This is a genomic window from Methylobacterium adhaesivum (assembly GCF_022179065.1).
GTDB lineage: Bacteria > Pseudomonadota > Alphaproteobacteria > Rhizobiales > Beijerinckiaceae > Methylobacterium > Methylobacterium adhaesivum.
On sequence record NZ_BPQD01000001.1, the window covers coordinates 184,453 to 208,900 of the forward strand.

Consider the following 24,448-nt stretch of genomic DNA (forward strand, 5'->3'; position numbering starts at 1 on the left):
GGAACCTTACCATGAGTCTGATGCAACGGCTCGAGATGCGCCAGGGCCAGGCCCTGGTGATGACGCCTCAGCTCCTGCAGGCGATCAAGCTTCTCCAACTCTCGCATCTCGACCTCGCGGCCTACGTGGACGCCGAACTCGAGCGCAATCCGCTCCTCGAACGCGTCGAGTCCGAGGGCGACGTCGAGCGCACGCCCGGCGAAACCCCGTCCGAATCCTCCGTCGACCGCCAGGGCGACGAGGGCGGGGACTTCGAGGGAAGCGATTTCGACGGCGGCGACGAGCCGTGGATCGCCACGACCCTGACGGCCAGCGGCGCCGACATGGAGAGCGCCCTCGACACCCGCCTCGACAACGTCTTCTCGGACGAGAACCCGAGCCATGCCCGCGAGGCGGCCTCGGGGGACATGCTGTCCCTCACGCCGGCGCCCTACGGCAACACCGGCGGCAGCTTCGACGGCGACGCCCCGGATTTCGAGGCGACGCTCACGGCCGAGACATCCCTGCGCGAGCATCTCGCCGCCCAGCTCGATCTCGCGACCCGCGATCCCGTCGACCGCCTCATCGGCGGCTTCCTCATCGATGCCGTGGACGATGCCGGCTATCTGCGTGAATCCATCGAGGCCGTCGCCGAGCGGTTGGGCACCTCCCTCGACACCGTCGCCCGCGTCCTGAAACTCGTGCAGGGCTTCGAGCCGGCCGGCATCGCCGCCCGCGATCTCGCCGAATGCCTCGCCCTGCAGTTGCGCGACCGCGACCGGTTCGATCCGGCCATGCAGGCCCTGGTCTCGCGCCTCGACCTCGTGGCCAAGCGCGACTTCCCGGCCCTGCGCCGCCTCTGCGGCGTCGACGACGAGGACCTCGTCGAGATGCTGTCCGAACTGCGTCGCCTCGACCCGAAGCCCGGCCGCGCCTTCGGGGCCCGGGCCGTCGAAGTGCTGATCCCCGACGTGTTCGTGCGTGCCGCCCCCGACGGGTCGTGGCTCGTCGAACTCAACGCCGAATCCCTGCCGCGCGTGCTGGTGAACCAGAGCTACTACACCCGCGTCGTGCGCGGGGCGGTGGCCGAGGGCGACAAAGCGTTCCTGTCCGAATGCCTGCAGACGGCGAACTGGCTCACCCGCAGCCTGGAGCAGCGCGCCCGCACGATCCTGAAGGTCGCGTCCGAGATCGTACGCCAGCAGGACGGGTTCTTCCTCCACGGCGTGGCGCACCTGCGCCCCCTCAACCTCAAGACCGTGGCCGAGGCCATCGGCATGCACGAATCCACCGTCTCGCGGGTGACCTCCAACAAGTCCATCGGCACGAGCCGGGGCACCCTGGAGATGAAGTACTTCTTCACCGCCGCGATTCCGGGCGCGGCAGGCACCGCCTCCCACTCGTCGGAAGCCGTACGCCACCGGATCAAGCAGCTCGTCGACGGCGAGACCGCGAAGGACGTGCTGTCCGACGACGCCCTGGTGCAGAAGCTGAAGGACGAAGGCGTCGACATCGCCCGCCGCACCGTGGCGAAGTACCGTGAATCCCTGCGGATTCCCTCCTCGATCGAGCGCCGCCGCGCGCATCTCACCTCGGCGCGCTGACAATCGGGGTACGAAGGGCTGAGCCCTTCGCGGGTCCAGGGCGGAGCCCTGGGGGGGAGGGGTCAGTACCCTTCCGCCAGGGTGCCGCGCTGGCGCGGGTCGGCGGCGCCGGCCTTCAGGTCGTCGAGGGCCATCACGGAATTGGCCGAGCCCGAGGCCGGCGCCACCGTCACCCGGTGGCCCCGGGCCTTGAGCAGGGCGATGGTGTCGGGCGAGACGCCCTCCTCGAGGGTGAGCACGTCGGGCCGCCACTGGTGGTGGATGCGCGGGGCGGCCACGGCCTGCAGCAGGTTCATGCGGAAATCGACGACGTTGACGATGGTCTGGAGCACCGTCGAGATGATGCGGCTGCCGCCGGGGCTGCCCGTCACGAGGAGCAGCTTGCCGTCCCGGAACACGAAGGCGGGGGTCATGGAGGAGAGGGGCCGGGCGCCGGGCGCCACGGCGTTGGCCTTGCCGCCGACGAGGCCGTAGGCGTTGAGCGCCCCGGTCTTGGCGGAGAAATCGTCCATCTCATTGTTCAGCAGCACCCCGGTGCCGGGGGCGACGAGGCCCATCCCGTAGGAGAAGTTGAGGGTGGTGGTGTTGGAGACCGCATTCCCCTCGCCGTCGATCACCGAGAAATGCGTGGTCTGGTCGGATTCGTAAGGCAAGGGATCGCCGGCCTTGACCTCGGAGGCCGGGCGGGCGCGCGCCGGGTCGATGGCCGACCGCAGGGTGTCGGCGTAGGATTTCGCCGTCAGCCCGTCGACGGGGATCTGCGAACGGGTCGGGTCGCCGAGCCAGGTGGCGCGGTCGGCATAGGCCGGCTTCATCGCCTCGGCCAGGATATGGATGGCGTCGGCGCTGCCCGCCCCCATGGCCGCGAGATCGAATCCTTCCAGGATGTTGAGAATCTCGATGAGGTGAATGCCGCCGGAACTCGGCGGCGGCATCGACACGATGGACAGGCCGCGATAGCTGCCGCGCACGGGCTGGCGAACCACCGGTCGGTAGGCGGCCAGATCCTCCGCCGTCATGATCCCGCCGGCCTGCCTGACGGCCCCGGCGATGCGTTCGGCGATGGTGCCGGTATGGAACGCGTCCGGACCTCCCTTGGCGATGGCCGCGAGGGTCCCGGCAAGGTCGGTCTGGACCAGACGCTCGCCGCGCCCGAGCGGTCTGTCGCCGGCAAAGAAGATGGCGCGGCTCGACGGCCAGCGTTCGAGGAGGCTGCGCGCCCGCGGCAGCGAATCGGCAAGGCCCGCTTCCACGGGGATGCCCTCGCGAGCGAGGCGCTCGGCCGGAGCGATGAGATCGGCCAGGGTGAAGCGGCCGGAGCCGTAGCGGCGATGCGCCTCGGCCAGGCCCCGCACGGTCCCGGGCACGCCCACCGCCTTGCCGGTGCGGGTGGAGGCGTCGTGGTCGGGCTCACCGCGTTCATCGAGGAACATGTCGGCGCGGGCGGCGGCCGGGGCGGTCTCGCGGTAGTCGATGGCCACCGTCTCGCCGGTCCGCGCCAGATGCACGAGCATGAAGCCGCCGCCGCCGAGGTTGCCCGCGCGGGGAAGCGTCACCGCGAGGGCGAACCCGACGGCGACCGCCGCATCGACGGCGTTGCCGCCTGCCTTCAGGATCGCGACCCCGACCCGTGTCGCCTGTGCTTCCTGGGAGGAGACCATGCCGTGGGCGGCCAGCACCGGCAGCATCCGCGCGCTGTCCGCCTGGATCGGCGAGGAATCCGCCTGCGCCCAAGCCGGCGGGACGGTGGCGAGGAGGAGGCAGAGGGCGAGGCCGGGGGAGCGGACAGAGCGGCGCATTCAGACGGCTCCGTCCCGTCGACCGAACCGGCCCGCCACCAGCCAGTAGACGAGGCCGGACGCTGCGCCCGTGAGGAACAGGATCGCGGTGATGCGGCCCTCCTGCGCGAAGGCCTGGGTGCCGCCCGCCCGCGCCGCGTTCCGGGCAAGCCAGGGCACCAGGGCCGTGAGGATCCCGGTGCCGGCGCCGTACCACGCGGCGGCGCGCCAGTTCAGGGTCTCGCCGACGACGGCCACCAGCACGGGCGGCACCACGAGGAGGAGGAACAGGGCGCGGGCGAAGGCGGCAAGCGCGAACAGGATCGTCTCCGGCCCGACACCGGAGGCGAGGTCGTCCAGCCCCTCGAATAGGCCCACGAGGCCGAGGCTCCCGAGCACCGCGCGCGAGACCGGATCGAGCATCGCCCCGAGGCCGAGGACGAGGGCGCCGCAGGGAATCGCGAGGACGAGGGCGACACTTCCGACGAAAACGCGGCCGAGGAACCGCATGATGACGCCCCTATGGGTTTGTTGAACGAGCGGTCATCCGCCGCTTTTGTCCCGTCGCAGGCATAGCAAACCTGCGCCGTCGGGAAAGGCGCGGGTCTCCTCTCGTTCCAGGCTACCGGATTCACACAACCGTGACGCCGGCGATTTCGACCGCTCGCCGGAGGACCCTGTGAGTCGTCGTGAAACGCGATCTGCCCCCTCTCCTTCCAGGAGAGGGGGCCCGCGCTGTCCGCGACATCAGTGTGCGCAAAAATTCAATCGTCGTCGCCGTCGTCGGCACCCGCATACACGCCCTCGGCGCCGATGCCGTCCTCGAGCATCATCCGGGCGCGGGCGCGCAGCTTCTCCGTCTCGCTCTTGAGCTGGCCGCAGGCGGCGAGGATGTCGCGGCCGCGCGGGGTGCGCACGGGGGAGGCGTAGCCGGCGTCGTAGACGATCTCGGAGAAGCGCTCGATGCGCTCCCAGTCCGAGCACTCGTAGGCGCTGCCGGGCCAGGGATTGAACGGGATGAGGTTGATCTTGGCTGGAATGCCCTTGAGCAAGCGCACGAGTTCGCGGGCATCCGCGTCGGTGTCGTTGACGCCCTTGAGCATCACGTACTCGAAGGTGATGCGCCGGGCGTTGTTGAGGCCCGGATAGTTGCGGCAGGCGGCGATGAGTTCGGCGAGCGGATATTTGCGGTTCAACGGCACCAGGGTGTCGCGCAGGTCGTCGCGCACGGCGTGGAGCGAGATCGCCAGCATGGCGTGCGCCTCCGTGCCGAGGCGCTGCATCTGCGGCACCACGCCGGAGGTCGAGACGGTGATGCGCCGGCGCGACAGGCCCAGGCCCTCCTGGTCGGCCATGACGCCGACGGAATCGATGACGTTGTCGATGTTGTAGAGGGGCTCGCCCATGCCCATGAACACGATGTTGGTGACCGCGCGGCGCACCTCATCGGCGCCGGGCGGCGTCGGGTTCTGGCCGGCCCAGTCGTTGAGGTGGTCGCGGGCCACCACCACCTGCGCGACGATCTCCGCCGCCGTCAGGTTGCGCACGAGGCGCTGCGTGCCCGTGTGGCAGAACGAGCAGGTGAGGGTGCAGCCGACCTGGCTGGAGACGCAGAGCGTGCCCCGGCCGCGCCCGGGAATGTAGACGCACTCGATCTCGGCGCCGCGGTTGTGGTCGTGCTGGCCCGTGGGGGCCATGCGCATGAGCCACTTGCGGGTGCCGTCGCGCGAGACCTGCTCGGTGATCACCTCCGGCCGGTCGAGGGTGTAGGCGCGGGCGAGATCCGCCTTCAGGCCCTTGCCGACATTGGTCATGTCGTCGAAGTGCCTGGCGCCGCGCACGTTGACCCAGTGCCAGATCTGGCCGGAGCGCATGCGCTGCTCGCGCTCGGACACCCCGATGGCGCCGAGGCGCGCCTTGAGGTCGTCCCGCGTCAGGCCGACGAGGGAGGAGCGGCCCAGGGGGCCTCCGAGGGGCGCCGCCGCCGGCTCGAACTCGGGCAGCTTTTCGATTGCGGGGGCGGCGCTCGCGTCGCGCCGGGCGGTGTCGAACGACGCCGTCGCCATGGTATCAAGACCTTAAGATTTGGAATCGGTCCGATATAGGCGATTTGACCGCCGAACGCGAATGGGGGCGCGCATGGTTGGGCTGCGCCGGGTGTGATACCGGGCAGGCCCGTTTCCCCGCGAGGTTCCGCCGTGACGCCCTGGGTCGTCCTCGACACCGCCCCCATCCCCGGCACGGCGGGGCACCTGCGCCTGCTGCAGCGGGGCCACGAATTCTCGATCCAGATCGGCCACAACGAACTCATGAACAGCCGCCTCAGCGGTTCCGAGGAGGCGCTCGCGACCCTGAGCGCCGCGCGGATCGGCGGACGGGCCGGCGCCCGGATCCTCGTCGGCGGCTACGGCATGGGCTTCACCCTCCGGGCGGCCCTCGATGCCCTTCAGGCCGATGCGACGCTGGTCGTGGCCGAACTCGTGCCGGCGGTCCTCGCCTGGGGGCGCGGCCCCCTCGCCCACATCGCGAAAGACGCCCTGTCCGACCCGAGGGTCGAGGCGCGGGAGGCCGATGTCGTCGCCCTGATTCGGTCGGCGAGCCGCGCCTACGACGCGATCCTCCTCGACGTCGACAACGGCCCGGAAGGTCTGACCCGAGCGGACAACGACCGGCTCTACGATGCCGGCGGCCTCGCGGCGGCACGCGGGGCCTTACGTCCCGGCGGCGTCCTCGCCGTGTGGTCGGCTCATTCCGATCCGGCCTTCACCCAGCGCCTCGCCCGCGCCGGGTTCGAGGTGGAGGCCGTGCCCGTGCGGGCCGGGCGGGGCCGGGGCGCCCGCCACACGGTGTGGCTCGCCGCGCGGCCGGAGGGGGGACGCTGATCGACGGATCAGCCCGCGGCGCGTAGCCCCTCGCGCCGCCGAGTGAGGCGGGTGGCGCCGTAGATCGCCGCGAGTTCCTGCCGGGCCGCCTTGACCGGCGGCGCCTCGCGCTCGGCACAGGCGGCGGCGATCACCCGCAGGGTGTCGGCCACGGACCGCTGCAGACGCAGGTCGCCGGAGTGCCGCGTGGTCGGGTCGGTCCTGTCCATGACGGGGTCCCTCTTGCGCCCCCCTCGACGGGGACGGGACCACCATCGGCATCGGCTTGGCCGCAACAAGGCAGCTTGGCCGTAGCCTCAGTCGCGGCTAGCCCCTTCGGTGAAGCGGTCGTGGCAGGTGTAGCCGACGAAGCAGCGCGGAACGTCGCGGGTCGTCTCGAAGGCGGGCCGCGTGGTTTCGGGAAGGGGACAGAAGCCGCCATCGTGCACGAAGCGGGCATAGGTGAAGGGGCCCGTCGTCATCACGATGGCGCCGACCCGTGCGACGAGCCCGGCCGCCTCGGCACACGATAGGTCCGGGGTGGCCAGGCGCGGCTGGGCCGAGGCCGTGCCGTGGAGCGCACAGAGGATGAAGGCGAACAGGGTTGGACGCATGACGGGGGCATCTCGAAGGCCTGCCCCTCTCATACGGCTCACGCGGCGGCGAGCGCCAGGGTGAAATCGAACGCCTCGGTCACACTCTCCCGCCACAGGGAGGCCGGCGTCGGGCGCGGCAGGTGGAGCGCGCCCTCGGCTTCGCCGCCCGTCATGCGCAGGTCGGCCCCGACGCGGGCGGCGAGCCCCTGCATCGGCCGGTTGCGGCTGAGACAGCGCACGCGCAGGTCCCGCACGCCGCGATGGCGCGCCGCCCCGGCGATGCGGTGGAACAGCGCCTGCCCGAGGCCGTTGCGCCGGTAATCGCGCTCCACCGCGAAGGCGGCCTCCGCCTCGGCCCCGAGGGCATAGGGCGAGGGCGGCGCGTGGGTCGGACGCAGCTCGCCCAGGGCCCGCAGGGTGCCGTCGACGAAGCCGCCGAAAACCACGCCGTCGACCTTGAGGGCCTGGCGGGCATAGGCGAGGGCCGCCGCATCGCTGAGGGTGCCCATGAAGCGGCTGGCGCGGGTCTCGGGGTCGAGGCGCAGGAAGTACGCTTCCACGGCCGCGGCATCGCTGGGCCACAGGCGGCGGATCACGGGATGGAAGGATCGGAATTCGGACATTCGAGGTTCGGGCATGGCGATGCCTCTCCGGTTCTGAGGCGCGTGAGCGCGTCGGGGCCGGGCGTTACCTCCCTCAAGGTCGGGTGGATTTGGCATCACGGGGTGATTTGTGCAATGCAGCAAAACGCAAGGCCACCTCTGTCTCCCGCGCGGTCCGCGCAGGGCTTGAAGCCGCCCCGGGCGCGCGGCAGATCGACGGGGCGAGGGTTCTCCGTCCGCCGCCCACGCGCCGAGGCCGTTTCGTCGTGAGTTCATCCCATTCCCCGGCGCCCTCCGAGCATGCCCGCTCGGGTGCGGTCCCCCACGGTCCAGTGCTGGAGCGCTACGAGGCCCTGGTGGCCTCGGGCACCATCGAGCGCGATCCGGCCCAGATTCGCCTCGTGCGGGCCCTCGACGGGTTGGCGCAGGAACTCGGCCGGCGTCGGCGCGCCCGCAAGGGCAGCGCCCTCGGCTGGCTGTTCTCCCGCAAGGAGGACCCGGCGGCCGTGCCGAAGGGCCTCTACATCTGGGGCTCCGTCGGGCGCGGCAAGACCATGCTGATGGACCTGTTCCACGAGGCGGCGCCGGCCCCGAAACGCCGGGTGCATTTCCACGGCTTCCTCGCCGACGCGCACGAGCGCATCCACGCCCACCGCCAGGCCCTCAAGGCTGGCACGGCGAAGGGCGACGACCCGATTCCCGTGGTGGCCGATGCCCTGGCCGACGAAGCGACGCTCCTGTGCTTCGACGAATTCACCGTGACCGACATCGCCGACGCGATGATCCTGGGGCGCCTGTTCGACGCCCTGTTCAAGCGCGGCGTCACCGTGGTGGCGACCTCGAACGTCGAGCCCGACCGGCTCTACGAGGGCGGCCTCAACCGCGCCCTGTTCCTGCCCTTCGTCGCCGAACTGACGAGTCGCGTCGCGGTGCTGCGCCTCGATTCGCGCACGGATTTTCGCCTGGAGAAGCTCGGTGGCGCGTCCGTCTACCACGTGCCCGCCGGACCGGAGGCCGACGCGGCGCTTGCCCGCGCCTTCAGGGGCCTCACCGGCAAGGCCAGGGGCAAGCCCGCCGCCGTGCGGGTGAAGGGTCGCGACGTCTCCGTGCCGGAAGAGGCGGCGGGGGTCGCGCGCTTCACCTTCGCGGACCTCTGCGCCCAGCCCCTCGGCGCCTCCGATTACATGGCGATCGCCCGCGCCTTCCACACGGTGATCCTCGCCGACATCCCGGTGATGAGCGCGGAGACCCGCAACGAGGCCAAGCGCTTCATCACCCTGGTGGACACCCTCTACGACGCCCACGTGAAGCTCGTGGCCTCCGCGGCGGCCGAGCCGCAGAACCTCTACACGGCCACCGAAGGCCGCGAGGCCTTCGAGTTCGACCGCACGGTGTCGCGCCTCATCGAGATGCAATCCTCGGATTATCTCGGCCTGCCCCACGGCGCGGGCGATTCGGAGGCCTCGGGCGCGAGCACCGGCCTCGTCGAGACGTGATCGCGGCGGCAGGCGGTCGCGGGACCCACCCCGTTCGCCGTGTGCCACCGCACATACACCCTGCCAAAAGCTCCCGAGCGCGGAGCCTGTTGAGACCAGCGGCGTTGCATAGCAGCACGCGCTTCATTTAATTGGTCTCATTCCGAGGAACGACGGCGCCCCACACGCGCCATTCTCATCGCCTTCCGGCGGTGACGGCCGTTCGCACGGAACACCGGGGCTCTCCGCGCGAGTGATCGATGCGGGACCGCGACACGGATCGCGTGCCCGGACGCCGAAAACGCGACTCGAAGACGGGCATCCCACGCTAGCGCGCGGGTCTTCCCCGATCCATGACAGGATAGACCGATGATCAAACTCACCGTGAACGGGGCTGAACGCAGCTTCGACGGCGATCCCGACATGCCGCTGCTGTGGTACCTGCGCGACGAGGTCGGCCTCACCGGAACCAAGTTCGGCTGCGGTGCGGCCCTGTGCGGCGCCTGCACCATCCATGTCGGCGGCACCGCCGTGCGCGGCTGCGTGACGCCGGTCTCGGCGGCCGAGGGACAGGCGGTCGTGACCATCGAGGGCCTCTCCCCCGACGGCAACCACCCCGTCCAGGCCGCGTGGCGCGACCTCAACGTGGCGCAGTGCGGTTACTGCCAGTGCGGGCAGATGATGCAGGCCGCCTCCCTCCTCAAGGACACGCCCAAGCCGACGGACGCGCAGATCGACGAGGCCATGAGCGGAAACCTGTGCCGCTGCGGCACCTATCCGCGCATCCGCGCCGCCATCCATCAGGCCGCCGGTCAGGCTGCCCCCGCCACCAAGGGAGAGCGCCTGTGATTCACGAATCCAAGACGATGTCCGCCGACCTGTCGGCCTCCGTCGAGACCACCCCCACGGCCCTCGCCAACGTGAGCCGCCGCGCCATGCTCGGCGGCATGGGCGCCCTGGTGCTCGCCCTGTCGTGGCGTGATTCGGCGAAAGCCGAGGACAAGAAAGAGGAGCCGAAGAAGTTCGGCGCCGATGCCATGCCGCATGGCTGGCAGGACGACCCGAAGGTGTTCGTCGCCATCGCCTCCGACGGCACCGTCACGGTGACCTGTCACCGCGCCGAGATGGGCCAGGGGGTTCGTACCTCCATCGCCTTCGTGATCGCCGACGAGCTGGAAGCCACCTGGGACAAGGTGAAGGTCACCCAGGCCTGGGGCGACGAAGCCCGCTTCGGCAACCAGGACACGGACGGCTCGCGGTCGCTGCGCCACTTCTTTCAGCACCTGCGCCACGCCGGAGCCGCTGCCCGCCTCATGCTGGTCCAGGCCGCCGCCAAGCAGTGGAACGTGCCCGTCTCCGAGGTGAAGGCCGAGAACCACGTCGTCACCCACGCGAAATCCAAGCGCACCCTGGGTTACGGCGAGATCGCCGCCGCCGCCGCCGAACTGCCGGTGCCGGCCCGCGAGAGCGTGACGCTGAAGGACGCGAAGGACTTCAAGTACATCGGCAAGGGCAAGATCGGCCTCGTTGACAACCGCGACATCACCACCGGCAAGGCGATGTATGGCCTCGACACCCACCTCGACGGGATGCTCTACGCCCTCGTCGCCCGCCCGCCGGTCTTCGGCGGCAAGGTGGTGAGCTTCGACGACACCGAGGCGAAGAAAATCCCCGGGGTCGTCAAGATCTTCAAGATCGACGCGCCCGAGGCGCCCGTCGAGTTCCAGCCGCTGGGCGGCGTCGCGGTGATCGCGAAAAACACCTGGGCGGCGATGAAGGCCCGCGACGCCCTGAAGGTGGCCTGGGACGACGGCCCGAACGCGTCCTACGACTCCGTCGCCTTCCGGGGCGAGCTGGAGAAGGCGGCGCGCGCGCCCGGCAAGGTCGTGCGCAACCAGGGCGACGTCGACGGCGCCATGGCGAAGGCCAAGACCCGCATCGAGGCCGAATACTTCGTGCCCCACCTCGTCCAGGCCCCGATGGAGCCCCCGGCCGCCGTGGTGCGGATCAAGGACGGGTTCTGCGAGGCCTGGGCCTGTACCCAGGCGCCGCAGGCCACCCATGACCGCCTCGCCAAGAAGCTGAACCTCGCGGCCGACAAGGTGCGGGTCAACCAGACGCTTCTGGGCGGCGGGTTCGGGCGCAAGTCGAAGCCCGATTACGTGCTGGAAGCGGCCCTGTGCTCGCAGGCCGTGGACGGCGCCCCGGTGAAGCTCGTCTGGACTCGTGAGGACGACCTGCACCACGGCTACTACCACACCATCTCGGTGGAGCGCCTGGAGGCCGGCCTCGACGACAAGGGCATGCCGGTCGCCTGGCTCCATCGCTCGGCGGCCCCCACCATCGGGTCGATCTTCGCGGCGGGTGCCAAGAACGAACTGCCGTTCGAGCTCGGCATGGGGCTTACCAACACGCCCTTCAACGTGCCCAATATCCGCCTGGAGAACCCGTCCGCCGACGCGCATGTGCGCATCGGCTGGTTCCGCTCGGTCTCGAACATCCCGCACGCCTTCGCGATCCAGTCGTTCGTGAACGAGTTGGCACACGCGGCGGGACGTGACCCGAAGGACTACCTGCTCGCCCTCATCGGGCCCGATCGCAAGATCGATCCGACGAGCATCGGCGACGTGTGGAACTACGGCGAGGATCCGTCGCGCTACCCCATCGACACCGGGCGCCTGCGCGGCGTCATCGAGGCGGCGGCCAAGGGCATCGGCTGGGGCCGCAAGATGGCGAAGAACACGGGGCTGGGCATCGCCGGCCACTACAGCTTCGTCACCCACACGGCGGTCGCCGCCGAGGTGGAGATCGGCGACAAGGGCGAAGTCCGGGTCAAGCGCGTCGATATCGCCATCGATTGCGGGCCGCAGGTCAACCCGGAGCGCATCCGCTCGCAGATGGAAGGCGCCGTGGTCATGGGCATGGGCCTCGCGCTCTCGTCCGAGATCACCTTCAAGGACGGGCGCGCCCAGCAGAACAACTTCGACGGCTACGAGATCACCCGCATCGACGCCGCTCCGAAGGAGATCCACGTCCACCTGCTGGCGAACCCGAACTATTCGGGGCCCCTCGGCGGCGTCGGCGAACCCGGTGTGCCACCGGTGGCCCCGGCCATCGCCAACGCGATCTTCGCGGCAACGGGCCGGCGCATCCGGCAATTGCCGATCCGCGACCAGCTGAGCGCCTGAGACGCAGCCCACTCGATCAAAGAGATCGGGCGGGTCGCGCCAGACGGCCTCACGGACATCGAGACGAAAAAGGGGTGCCGCGTCGTGCGGCACCCCTTTTTTGATGGCTTTGCGACCTTGGCGTTGGGGTCTCGCGGGGTACCTCCGTCTTCGTCCGACCACGAAAACGACGGGTTTCCGCGCCGGGGCCGGAGCCCCCGGCGTCCCGGCGGGTTGAGAGAGGGAAGGGGCCGCCGTGTCGGCGGCTCCGCGCTTCAGGACGGATCGACATGCGATCAAACACATGGCCCCGGGCATGGCTCGCCGCCGGCCTTCTCGGCGCGGCTCTGGCGGGTGCCGCCGGCCCGGCCCAGGCTTCGTCCTGCGGGGACGAGATCAAGACCCTCGACGCCAAGGTCAAGGATCAGGCCCGGGAATCGATCTCGGCCTCCACGAGCGGAAAGGCCGATGCGGGCGCCCGCGAGGGCGACGGCGGAGCAACCGGCGGCAAGCTCGACACGCCCGCGACGGCCCCCCCGGGCAAATCGGCCGAGGCGGGCAAGGGCAGCGAGACGGCGATCCAGGCCAAGGTCGCCCTCGATGAGGCTCGCACCGCCGATGGCAAGGGCGATGCGAAGGGATGTATGGCCGCCCTCGAGCGCGCTAAGCAGCAGCTCAACGCAGCGCCCTAACGGCAGACCGGACGCCGTCGCCCTTGTCAGGCGGCGGCGCTGAGAGCGCGCTTGTTGCCGCTCAGGCCGGCGCAGAGATCGTCCACGGCGACCAAGTCCAGAGCCTCGCCAGATTGGCCGGCGATGGCGTCGATCAAATGATCATGCTGCGGATTGAACGGGTTGCCCTGCAAACGGTAGAATTGGTAATACCGCAGTGCAGCAATCAGCGTATCCCGTTCTCGCTCGGTCACTGATATACTCTGTTTTCCGCTCAACGTGACCTCATATGACTGTGTTGAACCCCGAATACGGTAAGGCTCACGCCTTGGCGAAGGATGTAAACCAGCATTGAGGTGGACGTCTACCACTTGACAGGGCCTCTCAAACGGTCGGTGGCGGGGCCGGGCCCGAGGGACCGGGCGCAAGTCCCTGCCGCCGCGCCGTTTCCCCCGGATCGATCGGTTTCGGTTTTATTTCGGGCCGCGGGTCGACGGTGATTCGGGCCTCCGCGAGGGGGCTCAAAAACGCATCCTTAACTCTACTCTGCGAACCTCTGGTGGTTCGCTGCCACCGAATCTGGTGCCGTTGCGGCAGCGTGGCGAGAGGGGGCCCTTCGGATGCCCGAAACGCATGGCGAACCATTCCGGGACGGCCACGGCAGCCGGGCCTCGAATGCGCAAACGGGGGTCGCGAGGCCAGCCTGGCACGGACCACCGCTGAGTCCGAACACCCGCCGCCACCTCGGCATCGTTCTGAGGGCCGTCTACGACGCCGCTCCGGCCAAGCCTCCCGGCGAGCGGATCGAGGCCCTGTTGGATCGCCTCGGCAAGATTTACCCAGACGCCGCCACGACTGAGACGACCGGCGGCTGATCGAGGACGGGCGCTAGCCCTGAGCGGCATGCGGTCGGGGCCCATCGACCTCCGCGCGTGCGGGCCGGCACGAGCCGGGGCACGTCCCTCGTCTTCTCTTGAATGGGCCAATCGACGCGGCACGAAATCCGTGCTCGGTGCAGGCTTCCACCGTCCCGGCCTCGCGGCCGCTTCCCGGAGCCCGACACGGCATGAACCTCTCCAGCTTTTCGTCCACCTGGGCGCCCCGCCTGCTCAGCGTCCTGCGTATCATGACCGGCCTGCTGTTCCTCGCGCACGGGTCGCAGAAGCTCCTCGGGTTTCCCCCGCGAGCAGGTGGCGCGCCGGAACTGATCTCGCTGATCGGATTTGCCGGCGTGCTCGAACTCGTCGGCGGCGCGCTGATCGTGCTCGGCCTGTTCACCCGGCCGGTGGCGTTCCTCCTCTCGGGTCAGATGGCTGTCGCCTACTTCATGGCCCATGCGCCGAAGAGCCCGTTCCCCGCCCTCAACGGCGGCGACGCGGCGATCCTGTTCTGCTTCGTCTTCCTCTATCTCGCCGCCGCCGGGGCCGGCCCGTGGAGCCTCGACGCCGGGCGTCGCGGGCGGTTCTGACCACCTAGGGGCAAGCTGTGCCGTTCGTCACCGAATTCGGGGCGGCGGCACGGCATCATCCCCATCCGAAGGCCACGCGCGGCCCGACGGACGGAACCAGCAGACGATGAGCGCTACCCTTTCACTGGTGCCCTGGGACGGGACGCCCCATCCGTCCGAGCCCGCGACCGGCAGGCCGCGCCTGCCCCTGGCCTTGAAGCTCGCCTACACGGCCTTCATGGCCGTGCTGGTGCCGACCTACGGGTGGTACTACGGGCCGACGAACTTCCTCTACTTCTGCGACATCGCCCTGATCCTGACCCTCGTCGGGCTCTGGACCGAGAGCGCGCTTCTCGTCTCCATGTGTGCCGTCGGCATCCTGGCGCCGCAGGTGATCTGGGTGGCGGATTTCGTCGCCGGCCTGTTCGGCAGGCCGCTCACCGGCATGACCGACTACATGTTCAAGTCCGAGAATTCGGCGTTCCTGCGCGGCCTGTCGCTGTTCCACGGCTGGCTGCCGTTCCTCCTCGTCTATCTCGTCTGGCACCTCGGCTACGACCGCCGGGCCTGGGCCGCCTGGTCGGGGCTGGCCGTGATGGTGCTCGCGGTCTGCTTCTTCGCCATGCCGGCGCCTCGGCCCGATCCGGGCCTCACGCCGGTCAACATCAACTATGTCTGGGGCATGAGCGACACCGCCGCCCAGACCTGGATGCCGGCCCCCGCGTGGTTCGGGCTCCTCGTCGTCGGCATCCCCCTGCTGCTCTGCGGCCCGACACACCTCCTCCTGCGCGCCGTGATGCCGGCCGCCCTCAAGCCGTGAAGCGCCAGACGCTGCTGCGCTTGATCTCGGCATCCTCGAGGGATCGGCTCACGGGCACCTCGTAGGTGGCGAGTTGTTCCAGCCGGTCGCGCGGCAGGTACGAGCGGCCGGGATCGCCCACCAGCACGGTGGCACCGCCCGCGTGCAGGCCCGACAGCCATGCGGTGACCCGCCCGGCGAGATCGCTCTCGTAGAAAATGTCGGCGGCCAGCACCACGGCGCTGCCGGGATCGGAGCCGATGAGGTCGTCCCGCACCGCCGTGATGCGCCCGGCGACGCCGTTGGCCGCCGCGTTGAGGCCGATGGCGGACATCGCGAAGTCGTCGAGGTCGCTCGCCGTCACATGGACCGCCCCGGCCTTGGCCGCCGCGATGGCGACGAGGCCGGAGCCCGACGCGAAATCGAGGACCCGGCGCCCGGCCACGAGCTCGGGATGGTCGAGGACGTAGCGGGCGAGCGCCTGCCCGCCCGCCCAGGCGAAGGCCCAGAACGGCGGCGGCAGGCCGATGACCTCGAGTTCGTCCTCGGTCTTCTGCCACAGGGCCGTGGCCTCGTCGGCCACGTGCAGGACGATCTCGGGCGCATGGGGCACCGGCAGCAGCCGGGTATTTTCGCGGATGAAGACCAGAGGATTCAACGGGACACTTCGATCGGGCGAGGCGATCATTGGGTCAGCTCCCGATAGACAGCGCACACCGCGCGCGTCACGGCCTCTTCGGTGAAGCCGCCGGCTTCGATGCGCACCCGCGCCGCCGCGCCCATCCGCGCCACGAGGCCGGGATCGGCGGCGAGGCGTTCCAGCGCATTGGCGAGGGCGGCGGGATCGTCGGGCGGCACGACGAGGCCTTCGATCCCGTCCCGCACCAGGGCGCGGCAGCCCGGCACGTCGGTGGTGAGAAGCGCGCGGCCGCAGGCGGCGGCCTCCAGCAGGGTGCGGGGCAGGCCCTCGCCGCCGCGCGACGGCAGGCAGGCGACATGGTGCCGGGCGTAGGCGCCCGCGACGTCGGTGGTGGCGCCGTGCCACGTGACCCCGTCGCGCGACCAGTCCCGCAGGGTCGCCTCGGGAATCGCCCGGCGATTCGAGGGATCGGGCGCCCCGTAGAGGGAGAGTTCGACGGCCGCCCCGTCGGCGCGGGCGCGGCGCACCGCCTCCACCGCAGTATCGACCCCCTTCGACCACAGCATCCGGGCCACCAGTGCGACCCGCAGGGGCGGGGATGGCGGCAGGGGGAGAGGGGAAAAGGCACCCGGATCGACGCCGGCGCCGCCGACGATGGTCACCCCGGTCTCGGCCGGATCGAGGCCGAGCGCCCGGGCATCGTCGGGATTCTCGAACAGGAACCGGGTCCTGTTCGACGCGAGCGGCCCCCGGATGAGGCCCCGCAGGGCCACGCGCGCGAGGCGGCCCGTGGCGTCGGCCCGCGCGCCGAGCAACCCGAGACCGGTGAGCGCGTAGACCCGGGCGGGGATTCCCGCCATGGCGGCGGCGGTGCCGCCGATCAGGATGGCGCGCAGGGCGATGCAGTGGACGATGTCGGCGTTCAGCGCCTTCAGGATGCCGGCGAGTTGGCCCGCTGCGTAGCCCGCCGCCATGGGATTGAGGCTGGAGCGCTCGGCCTCCAAGGGAACCACCCGCGCCCCCGTGGCCTCGATGACGGCGCGGTGATCGCGCACCCGCGTCACCACCGCCACGGACAGACCCATGGCGACGGCGGCCCGCGCCATGGGCAGGAAGTGCGAGGCGAAGAACCAATCCTCCGTGACGACGAAGACCAGGGTTTTTCGCGGGGCGGCGGGGTTGGGCGCAGACGTGTCCATCAGCAAGCCTGTAGCATGCCGCGCCGCGCAGGGAGGCAAGCGATGGAGACGACCGATCTGACCATCCGGGCGTTCCGGCCCGACGACCGCGCGGCGGTCACGGCCCTGTGGCGGGCGAGCGGCCTCGTGCTGCCGCACAACGATCCCGATGCCGATCTCGCGCGGGCCGCCGATCAGGCGAATTCCGACATCCTCCTCGGCCTCCTGTCGGACGGGACCGTCGCCGCGAGCGTGATGGTCGGCCACGACGGCCATCGCGGCTGGCTCTACTACGTCGCCGTCGCCGCGAACGCGCGGGGCCGGGGACACGGCCGGGCCATCGTGGCGGCAGCCGAAGACTGGCTGCGGACGCGCGGCATCCCCAAGGCGCAGCTCATGATCCGCGACACCAACACGGGCGTGCGCGATTTCTACGCCGGCCTCGGCTGGAACGAGGCTCCGCGCATCGTCATGGAACGCTGGCTGTAGCCGGATGTCGCGCCGGGAACGCCGCCGCCCGACCACCGGTTGTCTGCCACAGCAACATCCGGAGGGGCGAACCATGGCGGCGGCGGACCGGGATCGGGACGAAGAGGGCACGGTCGCCGATCCGCGCGACGCGGCGGAGGAGGCGGGCCTCGCCTATGTCGACGATTCGACGCCCGGCCTCACCCGACGCAAGAGCGGGGCGGGCTTCTCCTACCGCGATCCGAAGGGCGCCCTCGTCCGGGACGCGAAGACCCTGGCCCGCATCCGGGCGTTGGCGATCCCGCCCGCCTACACCGACGTGTGGATCTGTACCCGCGCCAACGGCCACATCCAGGCGACGGGGCGCGACGCCAAGGGGCGAAAGCAGTACCGCTACCACGCCGATTTCCGCGCCGCCCGCGACCAGACCAAGTTCGCGCACATCATGACCTTCGCGGATGTGCTGCCGGCCCTGCGCGCCCGGGTCGACGCCGACATGGGCAAGACGGGCCTGCCGCGCGAAAAGGTGCTGGCGACGGTGGTACACCTCCTGGAGACGACCCTCATCCGGGTGGGCAACGACGATTACGCCCGCACCAACAAGAGCTTCGGCCTCACCACCCTGCGCGACCGGCACGCCACCATCGCGGGCAAGAGCCTCACCTTCCGGTTCAAAGGCAAGAGCGGCAAGACCTGGGACCTCGGCGTGGAGGACCGGCGGGTCGCCCGGATCGTCAAGGCCTGCCAGGACCTGCCGGGCCAGGAACTGTTCCAGTACCGCGACGGGGACGGCGCCGTCCGTGACGTCACCTCGGCCGACGTGAACGCGTATCTGCGCGAGGTCACCGGCCAGCCCATCACCGCCAAGGACTTCCGGACCTGGGCCGGCACGGTGCTGGCCGCCCTGGCGCTTCAGGAATTCGAGGCGTTCGACACCGAGGCCGCCGCCAAGAAGAACCTTCGCACCGCCATCGAGAGCGTGGCGAGCCGGCTCGGCAACACGCCGACCATCTGCCGCAAATGCTACATCCATCCCGAGGTGCTCGACGGTTACCTCGAGGGCGACCTGCTGCTGCAGGTGAAGGACGCCGTCGAGGACGAGCTGCGCCACGACCTCGGCCGCCTCAAGCCCGAGGAGGCGGCGGTGCTCGGCCTTCTGCAGGGGCGCCTCGCCAAGGCCACCGGGAGCCAGGCGGCCACCGGAACGAAGACGGCGCGCAAACCCGCCCGCAGGGCCGCCACGGCGAAAGCCCAGGGGAAGACCAAGGCGAAGGCGGCTGGGGGGGGCGCATCGCCGCGCGGGAGGACCCCACCCGCCGGGACGGCCGACCGGCCCGCGGCCTGAACACCCTCCCGCGGCGACAGCGCGGGCGTGTCGTTTGGGCACGTTCGCTCTATCGCAACCCGGGCCGGGAACGCCCGTTGGCGAGCGAGCGTCCGGCAGGTTCGCCGGACGGACATGGAACGGACAGCATGGCACGCATCGCAGTCGTCACGGGTGGAACCGCCGGCATCGGGCTGGCGACGGCGGAGCTGTTCGCCAAGCGCGGCTGGGCGGTGGCCGTCATCGCCCGCGATTCGGAACGTCTGGCGCAAACGCGGGACCGGTTGGTCGCCCATGGCCGGCCGGTGCTTGCCATTGCCGCCGACGTGGCGGACGCCGAGGCCGTCGCGGCGGCGGCCGAGCGGGTGGAGCGCGAACTCGGCCCCATCGACGCCTGGGTCAACAACGCCATGGCGACCATCGTCAACCCGGCCGATCAAGTGACGCCCGAGGAGTATCGGCGTGTCACCGAGACCACGTATCTCAGCCAGGTCTACGGCACGCTCGCGGCCCTGCGCTTCATGAAGCCGCGCAACCGAGGCGCCATCATTCAGGTCTCGTCGGGGCTCGCTATCCGGGCCGCCCCCCTCCAGGCGCCGTATTGTGCGGCGAAGTTCGCCGTCACCGGCTTCACCGACGCCTTGCGCTGCGAACTCATCCACGATCGGGTCGCGGTCTCGCTCAGCATCGTCTACCTGCCCGCCGTTAACACGCCCCAGTTCAACTGGGCCCGCAACCGCACGGGCCACGGCCAGTACGCGCCCGATCCGGTCTACGATCCGCGCCTGTGCGCCGAGGCCATCGTGTCGACGGCGGTGGCGCCCCAGCGGGACGTCTGGGTCGGCCGCAGCGTGTTGATGATGCATGCGGCACAGGTGTTCGCGCCGGGCTTGGCCGACCGGAAGGCCGCCGCGATGTGGGACGCCCAGCTCACCGACGCGCCGGCCCCGGACAAGGCCGGTAACCTGTTCGAGCCCGTGCCGGGACCGGCCCGCATCGACGGCCGCTTCACCGACCGCACGGAGACGACGCGGAGCGAATACTGGACCAGCCGCGAGCGCGACTGGGCGCTCGCCGGCCTCGGCGGCATCGCGGCGATCGGCTTTGTCGGCGCCCTCGCCCTGGCGCGGGGGCCACGCCGCCTGCCACCGCGACGCTGACGCTGAGGCCCGGGCGCGACGTTCGAGGCGGCGCCACGTGTCCGGGTTTGATGTAGGGTGAACCGATTCGGCCAAGTTCCCGGGGACGTTCTCCCGGGCAGGTCCACCCCGGGGCAAGTCCAGTCGGGGGGCCGCGGACCGGACGGGGGATGGTCCATGGACGTCGATGCACTGCTGCTGTCGCGCATCCAGTTCGGCTTCACCATGGCCTTCCACATCATCTTTCCGGCCTTCACCATCGGGCTCGCGAGTTTCCTCGCCCGCCTCGAAGGCCAGTGGTTGTGGACCGGCAACCCCCTCTACCGGAACCTCTACCGGTTCTGGGTGAAGGTGTTCGCGGTGTCGTTCGGCCTCGGCGTCGTGTCGGGCATCGTGATGAGCTATCAGCTCGGCACCAACTGGTCGCGCTACTCCGATTTCACCGGCAACGTCCTGGGGCCGCTGATCCAGTACGAGGTCATCACCGCCTTCTTCCTCGAGGCGGGCTTCCTCGGGATCATGCTGTTCGGTTGGGAGCGGGTGGGGGACCGCCTGCATTTCCTCTCCACCTGCATGGTGGCCTTGGGCACCCTGATCTCGGCCTTCTGGATCCTGTCGGCCAATTCCTGGATGCAGACGCCGGCGGGCTTCGTCGTCGAGAACGGCCGGGCCGTGGCCACGGATTGGTGGCAGGTGATCTTCAATCCGTCCTTCCCCATCCGCTACGCCCACATGGTGCTGGGCTGCTTCCTCACCACGGCGTTCGCGGTGGCGGGCATGTCGGCCTGGATGATCCTGCGCGGGCGGAAAGAGCCGCCAGCCAAGGTGGCGGGCGCGCGCACCTCCCTGTCCATGGCCCTATGGTTCGCGGTGATCTGCACGCCGCTGCAGATCATGATCGGCGATTCGCACGGGCTGGCGGTGCTCAAGCACCAGCCGACCAAGCTCGCGGCCATAGAGGCGAACTGGGACCGGCAGGCGAACATGCCCCTGCTGCTGTTCGCGATCCCGAACATGAAGGAGGAGCGCAACGACTTCGAGATCGGCATCCCGAAGCTCGGCTCCTTCATCCTCACCCACGACTTCTCCGGCGTGGTGCCCGGCCTCAAGGACGTGCCGCCCGACCAGCGTCCGCCGGTCTGGCCGGTGTTCTATGCGTTCCGCATCATGGTCGCCCTCGGTATGGCGATGCTGGGTCTGAGCGTCTGGAGCCTGTACCTGCGCTGGCGCGGCACACTCTATTCCAACCGGTGGTTCCTCACCGCCGCCATGCTGATGACGCCCTCAGGTTTCGGGGCCGTGCTGTTCGGCTGGTTCACCGCCGAGATCGGGCGCCAGCCCTACATCGTCTACGGACAGTTGCGCACGGCGGACGCGCATTCGCCCCTGACCGTCACCGCCGTCACGACGTCCCTCGTCGCGTTCCTGATCGCCTATGCGATCATCTTCGGATTCGGGTCCTACTACCTCGCCAAGCTCTTGCGTAAAGGTCCCGAGCCGCTGGAGGAGGCGATCCGGGGCGGCGACCTCGAGCGCAAGCCCAAGCGCCCGCTCTCGGCCGTGGCCGAAACGCTCGGCTCGGCCTGAACGTCAGGCGGACAGGGTCGCCGGGCCCGCGGACGTCACCGGATAGGGCCCGGCCGAGCGCCGAGCCGACGCGGCGCCCACCTCCGTCACCGGCGCGAGGCCGAGCTGGCGAGCGAGGGCGACGAGATCCTTGAGGCGGCCGGTCTGGGTCTTGCGCCGCAGGTTGAGCCGGTGGGTCTCGACGGTGCGGACGCTGAGGCCGAGGCGGCGTGCCACCTCCTTGTTGCTGAAGCCGGCGCTGAGAAACCGCAGGATCTCCGTCTCCCGGGGCGTCAGCCCGTCGCCGGGCTCGGAGGGTTTCGAGACCGCGGCCGCGTCGGCCACGGCGAGGATCGCGGCGCACACCACCCGGGCGGATGCCGTGCGGGCCACGAAGACATCCGCTCCCGCGGCCATCAGCCGACCCGCTGCCGCGATATCAAGAACCTCGAACGCGGCGGCGATCTTCAGGGTGGGATACCGGGCCCGCAGGCCCCCGATCCGGGCCACGCCCTCGGGCTCCTCGGCGCCGACCGTCACCAGGGCGACGACGGCCTCCGGCAGGGTCGTCTCATCGCGCGACAGATCGGCCTCGCTCAACGTGTGCAGCGTCGGTTCGTGTTCGAGAACCGCCCGCAGGGTCGGATCGAGCCCATACGGCTCGTCGACGATCAACACTCCTACGGCCCGCTGCATGCCGCACTCCCCTCTCATGTGCCATCGCGGGACGCCGCGATAGTACCGAGGAGAAGGATTACAAGTCTTATTCCAGACGTCCACAACCGACGTCTCGCACGGACTTCGGATCGTCCTGCGTGACCCGTACGCTCCCTATGAAAGGGGCGGACTTTCTTTGCTCTTGCGTCGTACAAGCTTGGTTAATCGAACGGCACATCCGGCGCGCGGACCCTGCCTCACGATGCGGCTCCGGTTGGAACCGTCTCACCACGGGACGGACGGCGGTCCCGCTGAGAGCAGCGTCTCATGCCGATCGATCCCTTCGGCATGGCGGATTCGGTCCTCGCTCCAGCGCCGCGCGGGCTTCGTGATCCGGCGACCGCTTTGAGCCAGCTGACGCGGGATCACCCGGCGCGGTTGAGCATGAGGTCGGACGTCGCGGTGACGATCCGATTGCGTCCCGTCGCCTTCGCCTCGTACAGGGCGATGTCGGCCCGCTTAATCAATCCCTCCACCGTATCGCCTTCGATCCAGTCGCTGACACCGAAGCTGCAGGTGACGCGGATGGGGGCCCGTCCCCCCCGGAGTCGCAGGGCCTCGATCCCTCGGCGCAGGCGGCCGGCGAGGATTTCCGCATCAGCACCCGGACGATGCGGCAGGACCACGCCGAATTCCTCGCCGCCGAGGCGCCCGACGATGCCTTCCGTGCCGAGCTCGCGCGCGACGGCCTGGATCGCGCTATCGCCGACATCGTGGCCGTACTCGTCGTTAATGTGCTTGAAATGATCGATGTCGATGAGGATCGCCGACATCTTGCCGTGATTCCCGACCCGATCGGCCGCTTCGTGAGAACGGCTGAGGAAGGCGCGGCGGTTGAGAAGGCCGGTCAGGGGATCGGTCTGGGCCAGACGGATCAACTCGCTCTGCATGTTGGTGAGCCGGTCGGCGGCGCGCAGGCGCGCGTGCAGTTCCTCTGGGCTCGGCGGCTTCTCGATGAAATCGTCGGCCCCGCTGTCGAGGGCTTCGGCGAGGTTGCGCTCACTGCGAGCGGACGACATCGTGATGACGTAGAGGGGGCGGTTCGACTCCGCCAGCAGACGCGCCGACCAGCACAATTCCAGGCCGCTCAAGGGCCGGACCTCGAGGCTGGTGATGAGCACGCGCACGGTCGGGGTTTGTTCGATGTAGTCGAGCGCTTCGGTGGAATTCGTGAAGGCCGACACCGTGTGCCCGTTGGGTTCGAGCAACGCGGCGATCATCTTGAGGACCACCCGGCTGGTATCGACGAGAACAATATGCATGGCGCGGCCGCCCCCCGTATTTCCACGGACGGTGACGCCAAGAGATTAAATTGTTGCCAAAGCCTCCTCCGTTGGTGTGACGCATTCCGCAGGGCCATTCCCCGCATCCGCCCATCCACCAAGCGACGCACTTCGTGTTGTCGTGGAGACGTGAACCTCGCACCGATCCGATCGCCGGTCCGGCGGACGATAACTAGCGCGCGGATGCCGGACGGGGCGGAACGCTCACGGATATGATCCGGGGACCGCCAGGCACGACGGCCTGCGCTTCAGTGAAAGTCCCTGCACGAGACCGCGAGACAACGCGCGAACGCGCCGCTTTCGCGTCCGCAGGGGCGGCGGCAGCATCGATCACGTAGATCGTCGGGGTGCCCACGGGAGCCGGAGGAATGCCGGAGACGGTGGGCACACCGTAGGTTCCGTAGCCCCACGCACTCGGAACGATCTGATCGGGGCGCGGGAAGCGGGTCAACGGCGCACCGACATAATCGCCGCGGATCGCCGATCCGGCGTAGCCATAGGCCGGCACAGCCCGGTTGTTATAGATGACCTGAGCCTGCGCCCCCCCGAGACCTGCACACAGGAGGAAGGTCCCCAGGAGGGCGGTCTTGAGTCCTCGGATCATCGATTGCGAACTCCCCGACGGGACATCATTCCGTGACGGTATCATGGAGGACAAACGAAACGCCCGCTCGGGCGTTCCCGCCGCCGGGGGCGGGGAAGAATACGCAGAGGATGCGGGGCGCATTAAAAAAACCCGCCTGAGGGCGGGTTGGGATCTCTCGGACTTACACGGATGGGCGGCCGAACGGTCTAGCGGCAGGTCGTAACCCGGCGAACGATCCAGCCTTCACCATCGACCCAAAGACGACGACGCGTACGACTGCAGTTGGTCAGATCGTCGTCCCCCTCGGTCATAGCCGCGACGGCACTGATGGCGGGGACAGGGAGCTTCGAGACCTCCGACGATCCCTGGCTCGCCGCTGGGGCTGCCTGCGCTCCGGAGCAGACGAGGAACAGGATGCCTGCCGCGAGGGACATACGCGTAGGGAAAGCCGACATTCCGAAATCCTGACCGGTGCCGCCTCGGCACATCCAACCACCGCCTGGAACGGCCCTGAGGCATCGTTCCGTTGACAAGGGGTTAAGTCGCGGCAAGCCGGAAGGGTTGCAGA

At 69.7% G+C, this 24,448-nt stretch carries 23 protein-coding genes; 12 read left to right on the forward strand and 11 right to left on the reverse strand.

Annotation, left to right across the window (positions count from 1 at the left end; genetic code table 11):
• Positions 1 to 11 precede the first annotated feature (11 nt).
• Positions 12 to 1,583: an RNA polymerase factor sigma-54 gene (rpoN, locus tag MFF01_RS00860; protein WP_238221223.1), complete on the forward strand. Its 1,572-nt coding sequence runs from the start codon at positions 12 to 14 to the stop codon at positions 1,581 to 1,583.
• Between the two features lie 62 nt (positions 1,584 to 1,645).
• Here the strand turns inward: rpoN and ggt are convergent, their stop codons facing one another.
• From ggt to rlmN, 3 genes are all read right to left on the reverse strand, one after another.
• Positions 1,646 to 3,382 carry a gamma-glutamyltransferase gene (gene ggt, locus MFF01_RS00865; protein WP_238221224.1) on the reverse strand — a complete coding sequence of 579 codons (1,737 nt, stop codon included), beginning with the start codon at positions 3,380 to 3,382 and terminating at the stop codon, positions 1,646 to 1,648.
• Positions 3,383 to 3,871 carry a hypothetical protein gene (locus tag MFF01_RS00870; protein ID WP_238221225.1) on the reverse strand — a complete coding sequence of 163 codons (489 nt, stop codon included), beginning with the start codon at positions 3,869 to 3,871 and terminating at the stop codon, positions 3,383 to 3,385.
• Between the two features lie 254 nt (positions 3,872 to 4,125).
• The gene (rlmN, locus tag MFF01_RS00875; protein WP_238221226.1) at positions 4,126 to 5,427 is read right to left on the reverse strand and encodes a dual-specificity RNA methyltransferase RlmN; all 1,302 of its coding nucleotides are present in this window, start codon (positions 5,425 to 5,427) and stop codon (positions 4,126 to 4,128) included.
• Positions 5,428 to 5,559: 132 nt separating this feature from the next.
• Between rlmN and MFF01_RS00880 the strand changes: the two genes are divergently transcribed.
• A complete protein-coding gene (locus MFF01_RS00880; protein ID WP_238221227.1) occupies positions 5,560 to 6,243 on the forward strand; it encodes a spermidine synthase family protein in 684 nt (227 codons plus the stop codon).
• Between the two features lie 8 nt (positions 6,244 to 6,251).
• Here MFF01_RS00880 and MFF01_RS00885 read toward each other — a convergent pair whose 3' ends face one another.
• From MFF01_RS00885 to MFF01_RS00895, 3 genes are all read right to left on the reverse strand, one after another.
• Complete coding sequence (locus MFF01_RS00885) at positions 6,252 to 6,452, reverse strand: hypothetical protein (RefSeq protein WP_238221228.1); 201 nt, start codon at positions 6,450 to 6,452, stop codon at positions 6,252 to 6,254.
• Positions 6,453 to 6,539: 87 nt separating this feature from the next.
• Entirely contained in the window at positions 6,540 to 6,836 is a 297-nt protein-coding gene (locus MFF01_RS00890; protein ID WP_238221229.1) for a hypothetical protein, read from the reverse strand.
• 38 nt (positions 6,837 to 6,874) lie between these two features.
• Positions 6,875 to 7,456 (reverse strand): GNAT family N-acetyltransferase, encoded by a 582-nt coding sequence (locus MFF01_RS00895; RefSeq protein ID WP_238221230.1) that lies wholly within the window; start codon positions 7,454 to 7,456, stop codon positions 6,875 to 6,877.
• A gap of 230 nt (positions 7,457 to 7,686) precedes the next feature.
• Here MFF01_RS00895 and zapE point away from each other — a divergent pair, with 230 nt between their 5' ends.
• From zapE to MFF01_RS00915, 4 genes are all read left to right on the forward strand, one after another.
• Positions 7,687 to 8,916, forward strand: coding sequence for a cell division protein ZapE (gene zapE / locus MFF01_RS00900; protein WP_238221231.1), 1,230 nt, complete (start codon positions 7,687 to 7,689; stop codon positions 8,914 to 8,916).
• Positions 8,917 to 9,264: 348 nt separating this feature from the next.
• A complete protein-coding gene (locus tag MFF01_RS00905; RefSeq protein ID WP_238221232.1) occupies positions 9,265 to 9,744 on the forward strand; it encodes a (2Fe-2S)-binding protein in 480 nt (159 codons plus the stop codon).
• A gap of 17 nt (positions 9,745 to 9,761) precedes the next feature.
• Positions 9,762 to 12,083: a xanthine dehydrogenase family protein molybdopterin-binding subunit gene (locus MFF01_RS00910; protein ID WP_373319600.1), complete on the forward strand. Its 2,322-nt coding sequence runs from the start codon at positions 9,762 to 9,764 to the stop codon at positions 12,081 to 12,083.
• 269 nt (positions 12,084 to 12,352) lie between these two features.
• Positions 12,353 to 12,754 (forward strand): hypothetical protein, encoded by a 402-nt coding sequence (locus MFF01_RS00915; RefSeq protein ID WP_238221234.1) that lies wholly within the window; start codon positions 12,353 to 12,355, stop codon positions 12,752 to 12,754.
• 26 nt (positions 12,755 to 12,780) lie between these two features.
• Here MFF01_RS00915 and MFF01_RS00920 read toward each other — a convergent pair whose 3' ends face one another.
• Complete coding sequence (locus tag MFF01_RS00920) at positions 12,781 to 12,987, reverse strand: hypothetical protein (RefSeq protein WP_373319581.1); 207 nt, start codon at positions 12,985 to 12,987, stop codon at positions 12,781 to 12,783.
• A gap of 812 nt (positions 12,988 to 13,799) precedes the next feature.
• Here MFF01_RS00920 and MFF01_RS00925 point away from each other — a divergent pair.
• Complete coding sequence (locus MFF01_RS00925; RefSeq protein ID WP_238221235.1) at positions 13,800 to 14,201, forward strand: DoxX family protein; 402 nt, start codon at positions 13,800 to 13,802, stop codon at positions 14,199 to 14,201.
• A gap of 106 nt (positions 14,202 to 14,307) precedes the next feature.
• Entirely contained in the window at positions 14,308 to 15,000 is a 693-nt protein-coding gene (locus MFF01_RS00930; protein ID WP_238221236.1) for a hypothetical protein, read from the forward strand.
• Here MFF01_RS00930 and MFF01_RS00935 read toward each other — a convergent pair.
• Together MFF01_RS00935 and MFF01_RS00940 are read right to left on the reverse strand one after the other, a co-directional pair.
• Positions 14,990 to 15,667: a class I SAM-dependent methyltransferase gene (locus tag MFF01_RS00935; protein WP_238221237.1), complete on the reverse strand. Its 678-nt coding sequence runs from the start codon at positions 15,665 to 15,667 to the stop codon at positions 14,990 to 14,992. The two genes, MFF01_RS00930 and MFF01_RS00935, sit on opposite strands and share 11 nt — an antisense overlap.
• Positions 15,664 to 16,818, reverse strand: coding sequence for a glycosyltransferase family 4 protein (locus MFF01_RS00940; RefSeq protein WP_238221238.1), 1,155 nt, complete (start codon positions 16,816 to 16,818; stop codon positions 15,664 to 15,666). The genes MFF01_RS00935 and MFF01_RS00940 overlap by 4 nt, the downstream gene beginning before the upstream one ends.
• 42 nt (positions 16,819 to 16,860) lie before the next feature.
• Between MFF01_RS00940 and MFF01_RS00945 the strand changes: the two genes are divergently transcribed.
• The 4 genes from MFF01_RS00945 (at position 16,861) to MFF01_RS00960 (ending at position 21,315) form a co-directional block, all read left to right on the forward strand.
• A complete protein-coding gene (locus MFF01_RS00945; RefSeq protein ID WP_238221239.1) occupies positions 16,861 to 17,286 on the forward strand; it encodes a GNAT family acetyltransferase in 426 nt (141 codons plus the stop codon).
• Between the two features lie 73 nt (positions 17,287 to 17,359).
• A complete protein-coding gene (locus tag MFF01_RS00950) occupies positions 17,360 to 18,610 on the forward strand; it encodes a DNA topoisomerase IB (RefSeq protein ID WP_238221240.1) in 1,251 nt (416 codons plus the stop codon).
• A 128-nt stretch (positions 18,611 to 18,738) separates the two neighbouring features.
• Positions 18,739 to 19,749 carry an SDR family oxidoreductase gene (locus tag MFF01_RS00955; RefSeq protein WP_238221241.1) on the forward strand — a complete coding sequence of 337 codons (1,011 nt, stop codon included), beginning with the start codon at positions 18,739 to 18,741 and terminating at the stop codon, positions 19,747 to 19,749.
• A gap of 156 nt (positions 19,750 to 19,905) precedes the next feature.
• Positions 19,906 to 21,315 (forward strand): cytochrome ubiquinol oxidase subunit I, encoded by a 1,410-nt coding sequence (locus MFF01_RS00960; protein WP_238221242.1) that lies wholly within the window; start codon positions 19,906 to 19,908, stop codon positions 21,313 to 21,315.
• A gap of 3 nt (positions 21,316 to 21,318) precedes the next feature.
• On the opposite strand, the gene MFF01_RS00965 is transcribed toward MFF01_RS00960, so the two are convergent.
• The gene (locus MFF01_RS00965) at positions 21,319 to 21,990 is read right to left on the reverse strand and encodes a response regulator transcription factor (RefSeq protein ID WP_238221243.1); all 672 of its coding nucleotides are present in this window, start codon (positions 21,988 to 21,990) and stop codon (positions 21,319 to 21,321) included.
• Between the two features lie 386 nt (positions 21,991 to 22,376).
• Positions 22,377 to 23,273 (reverse strand): GGDEF domain-containing response regulator, encoded by an 897-nt coding sequence (locus tag MFF01_RS00970; RefSeq protein WP_238221244.1) that lies wholly within the window; start codon positions 23,271 to 23,273, stop codon positions 22,377 to 22,379.
• Between the last annotated feature and the right edge of the window lie 1,175 nt (positions 23,274 to 24,448).

Coding starts and splice junctions, on each gene's coding strand:
- MFF01_RS00965 (WP_238221243.1), bottom strand. CDS start 21,990: ATGCAGCGGGCCGTAGGAGTGTTGATCGTCGACGAGCCGTATGGGCTC.
- ggt (WP_238221224.1), bottom strand. CDS start 3,382: ATGCGCCGCTCTGTCCGCTCCCCCGGCCTCGCCCTCTGCCTCCTCCTC.
- MFF01_RS00950 (WP_238221240.1), top strand. CDS start 17,360: ATGGCGGCGGCGGACCGGGATCGGGACGAAGAGGGCACGGTCGCCGAT.
- MFF01_RS00945 (WP_238221239.1), top strand. CDS start 16,861: ATGGAGACGACCGATCTGACCATCCGGGCGTTCCGGCCCGACGACCGC.
- MFF01_RS00925 (WP_238221235.1), top strand. CDS start 13,800: ATGAACCTCTCCAGCTTTTCGTCCACCTGGGCGCCCCGCCTGCTCAGC.
- MFF01_RS00870 (WP_238221225.1), bottom strand. CDS start 3,871: ATGCGGTTCCTCGGCCGCGTTTTCGTCGGAAGTGTCGCCCTCGTCCTC.
- MFF01_RS00910 (WP_373319600.1), top strand. CDS start 9,762: ATGTCCGCCGACCTGTCGGCCTCCGTCGAGACCACCCCCACGGCCCTC.
- MFF01_RS00915 (WP_238221234.1), top strand. CDS start 12,353: ATGCGATCAAACACATGGCCCCGGGCATGGCTCGCCGCCGGCCTTCTC.
- rlmN (WP_238221226.1), bottom strand. CDS start 5,427: ATGGCGACGGCGTCGTTCGACACCGCCCGGCGCGACGCGAGCGCCGCC.
- MFF01_RS00895 (WP_238221230.1), bottom strand. CDS start 7,456: ATGCCCGAACCTCGAATGTCCGAATTCCGATCCTTCCATCCCGTGATC.
- MFF01_RS00935 (WP_238221237.1), bottom strand. CDS start 15,667: ATGATCGCCTCGCCCGATCGAAGTGTCCCGTTGAATCCTCTGGTCTTC.
- rpoN (WP_238221223.1), top strand. CDS start 12: ATGAGTCTGATGCAACGGCTCGAGATGCGCCAGGGCCAGGCCCTGGTG.
- MFF01_RS00960 (WP_238221242.1), top strand. CDS start 19,906: ATGGACGTCGATGCACTGCTGCTGTCGCGCATCCAGTTCGGCTTCACC.
- MFF01_RS00890 (WP_238221229.1), bottom strand. CDS start 6,836: ATGCGTCCAACCCTGTTCGCCTTCATCCTCTGTGCGCTCCACGGCACG.
- MFF01_RS00905 (WP_238221232.1), top strand. CDS start 9,265: ATGATCAAACTCACCGTGAACGGGGCTGAACGCAGCTTCGACGGCGAT.
- MFF01_RS00930 (WP_238221236.1), top strand. CDS start 14,308: ATGAGCGCTACCCTTTCACTGGTGCCCTGGGACGGGACGCCCCATCCG.
- MFF01_RS00885 (WP_238221228.1), bottom strand. CDS start 6,452: ATGGACAGGACCGACCCGACCACGCGGCACTCCGGCGACCTGCGTCTG.
- MFF01_RS00970 (WP_238221244.1), bottom strand. CDS start 23,273: ATGCATATTGTTCTCGTCGATACCAGCCGGGTGGTCCTCAAGATGATC.
- MFF01_RS00955 (WP_238221241.1), top strand. CDS start 18,739: ATGGCACGCATCGCAGTCGTCACGGGTGGAACCGCCGGCATCGGGCTG.
- MFF01_RS00940 (WP_238221238.1), bottom strand. CDS start 16,818: ATGGACACGTCTGCGCCCAACCCCGCCGCCCCGCGAAAAACCCTGGTC.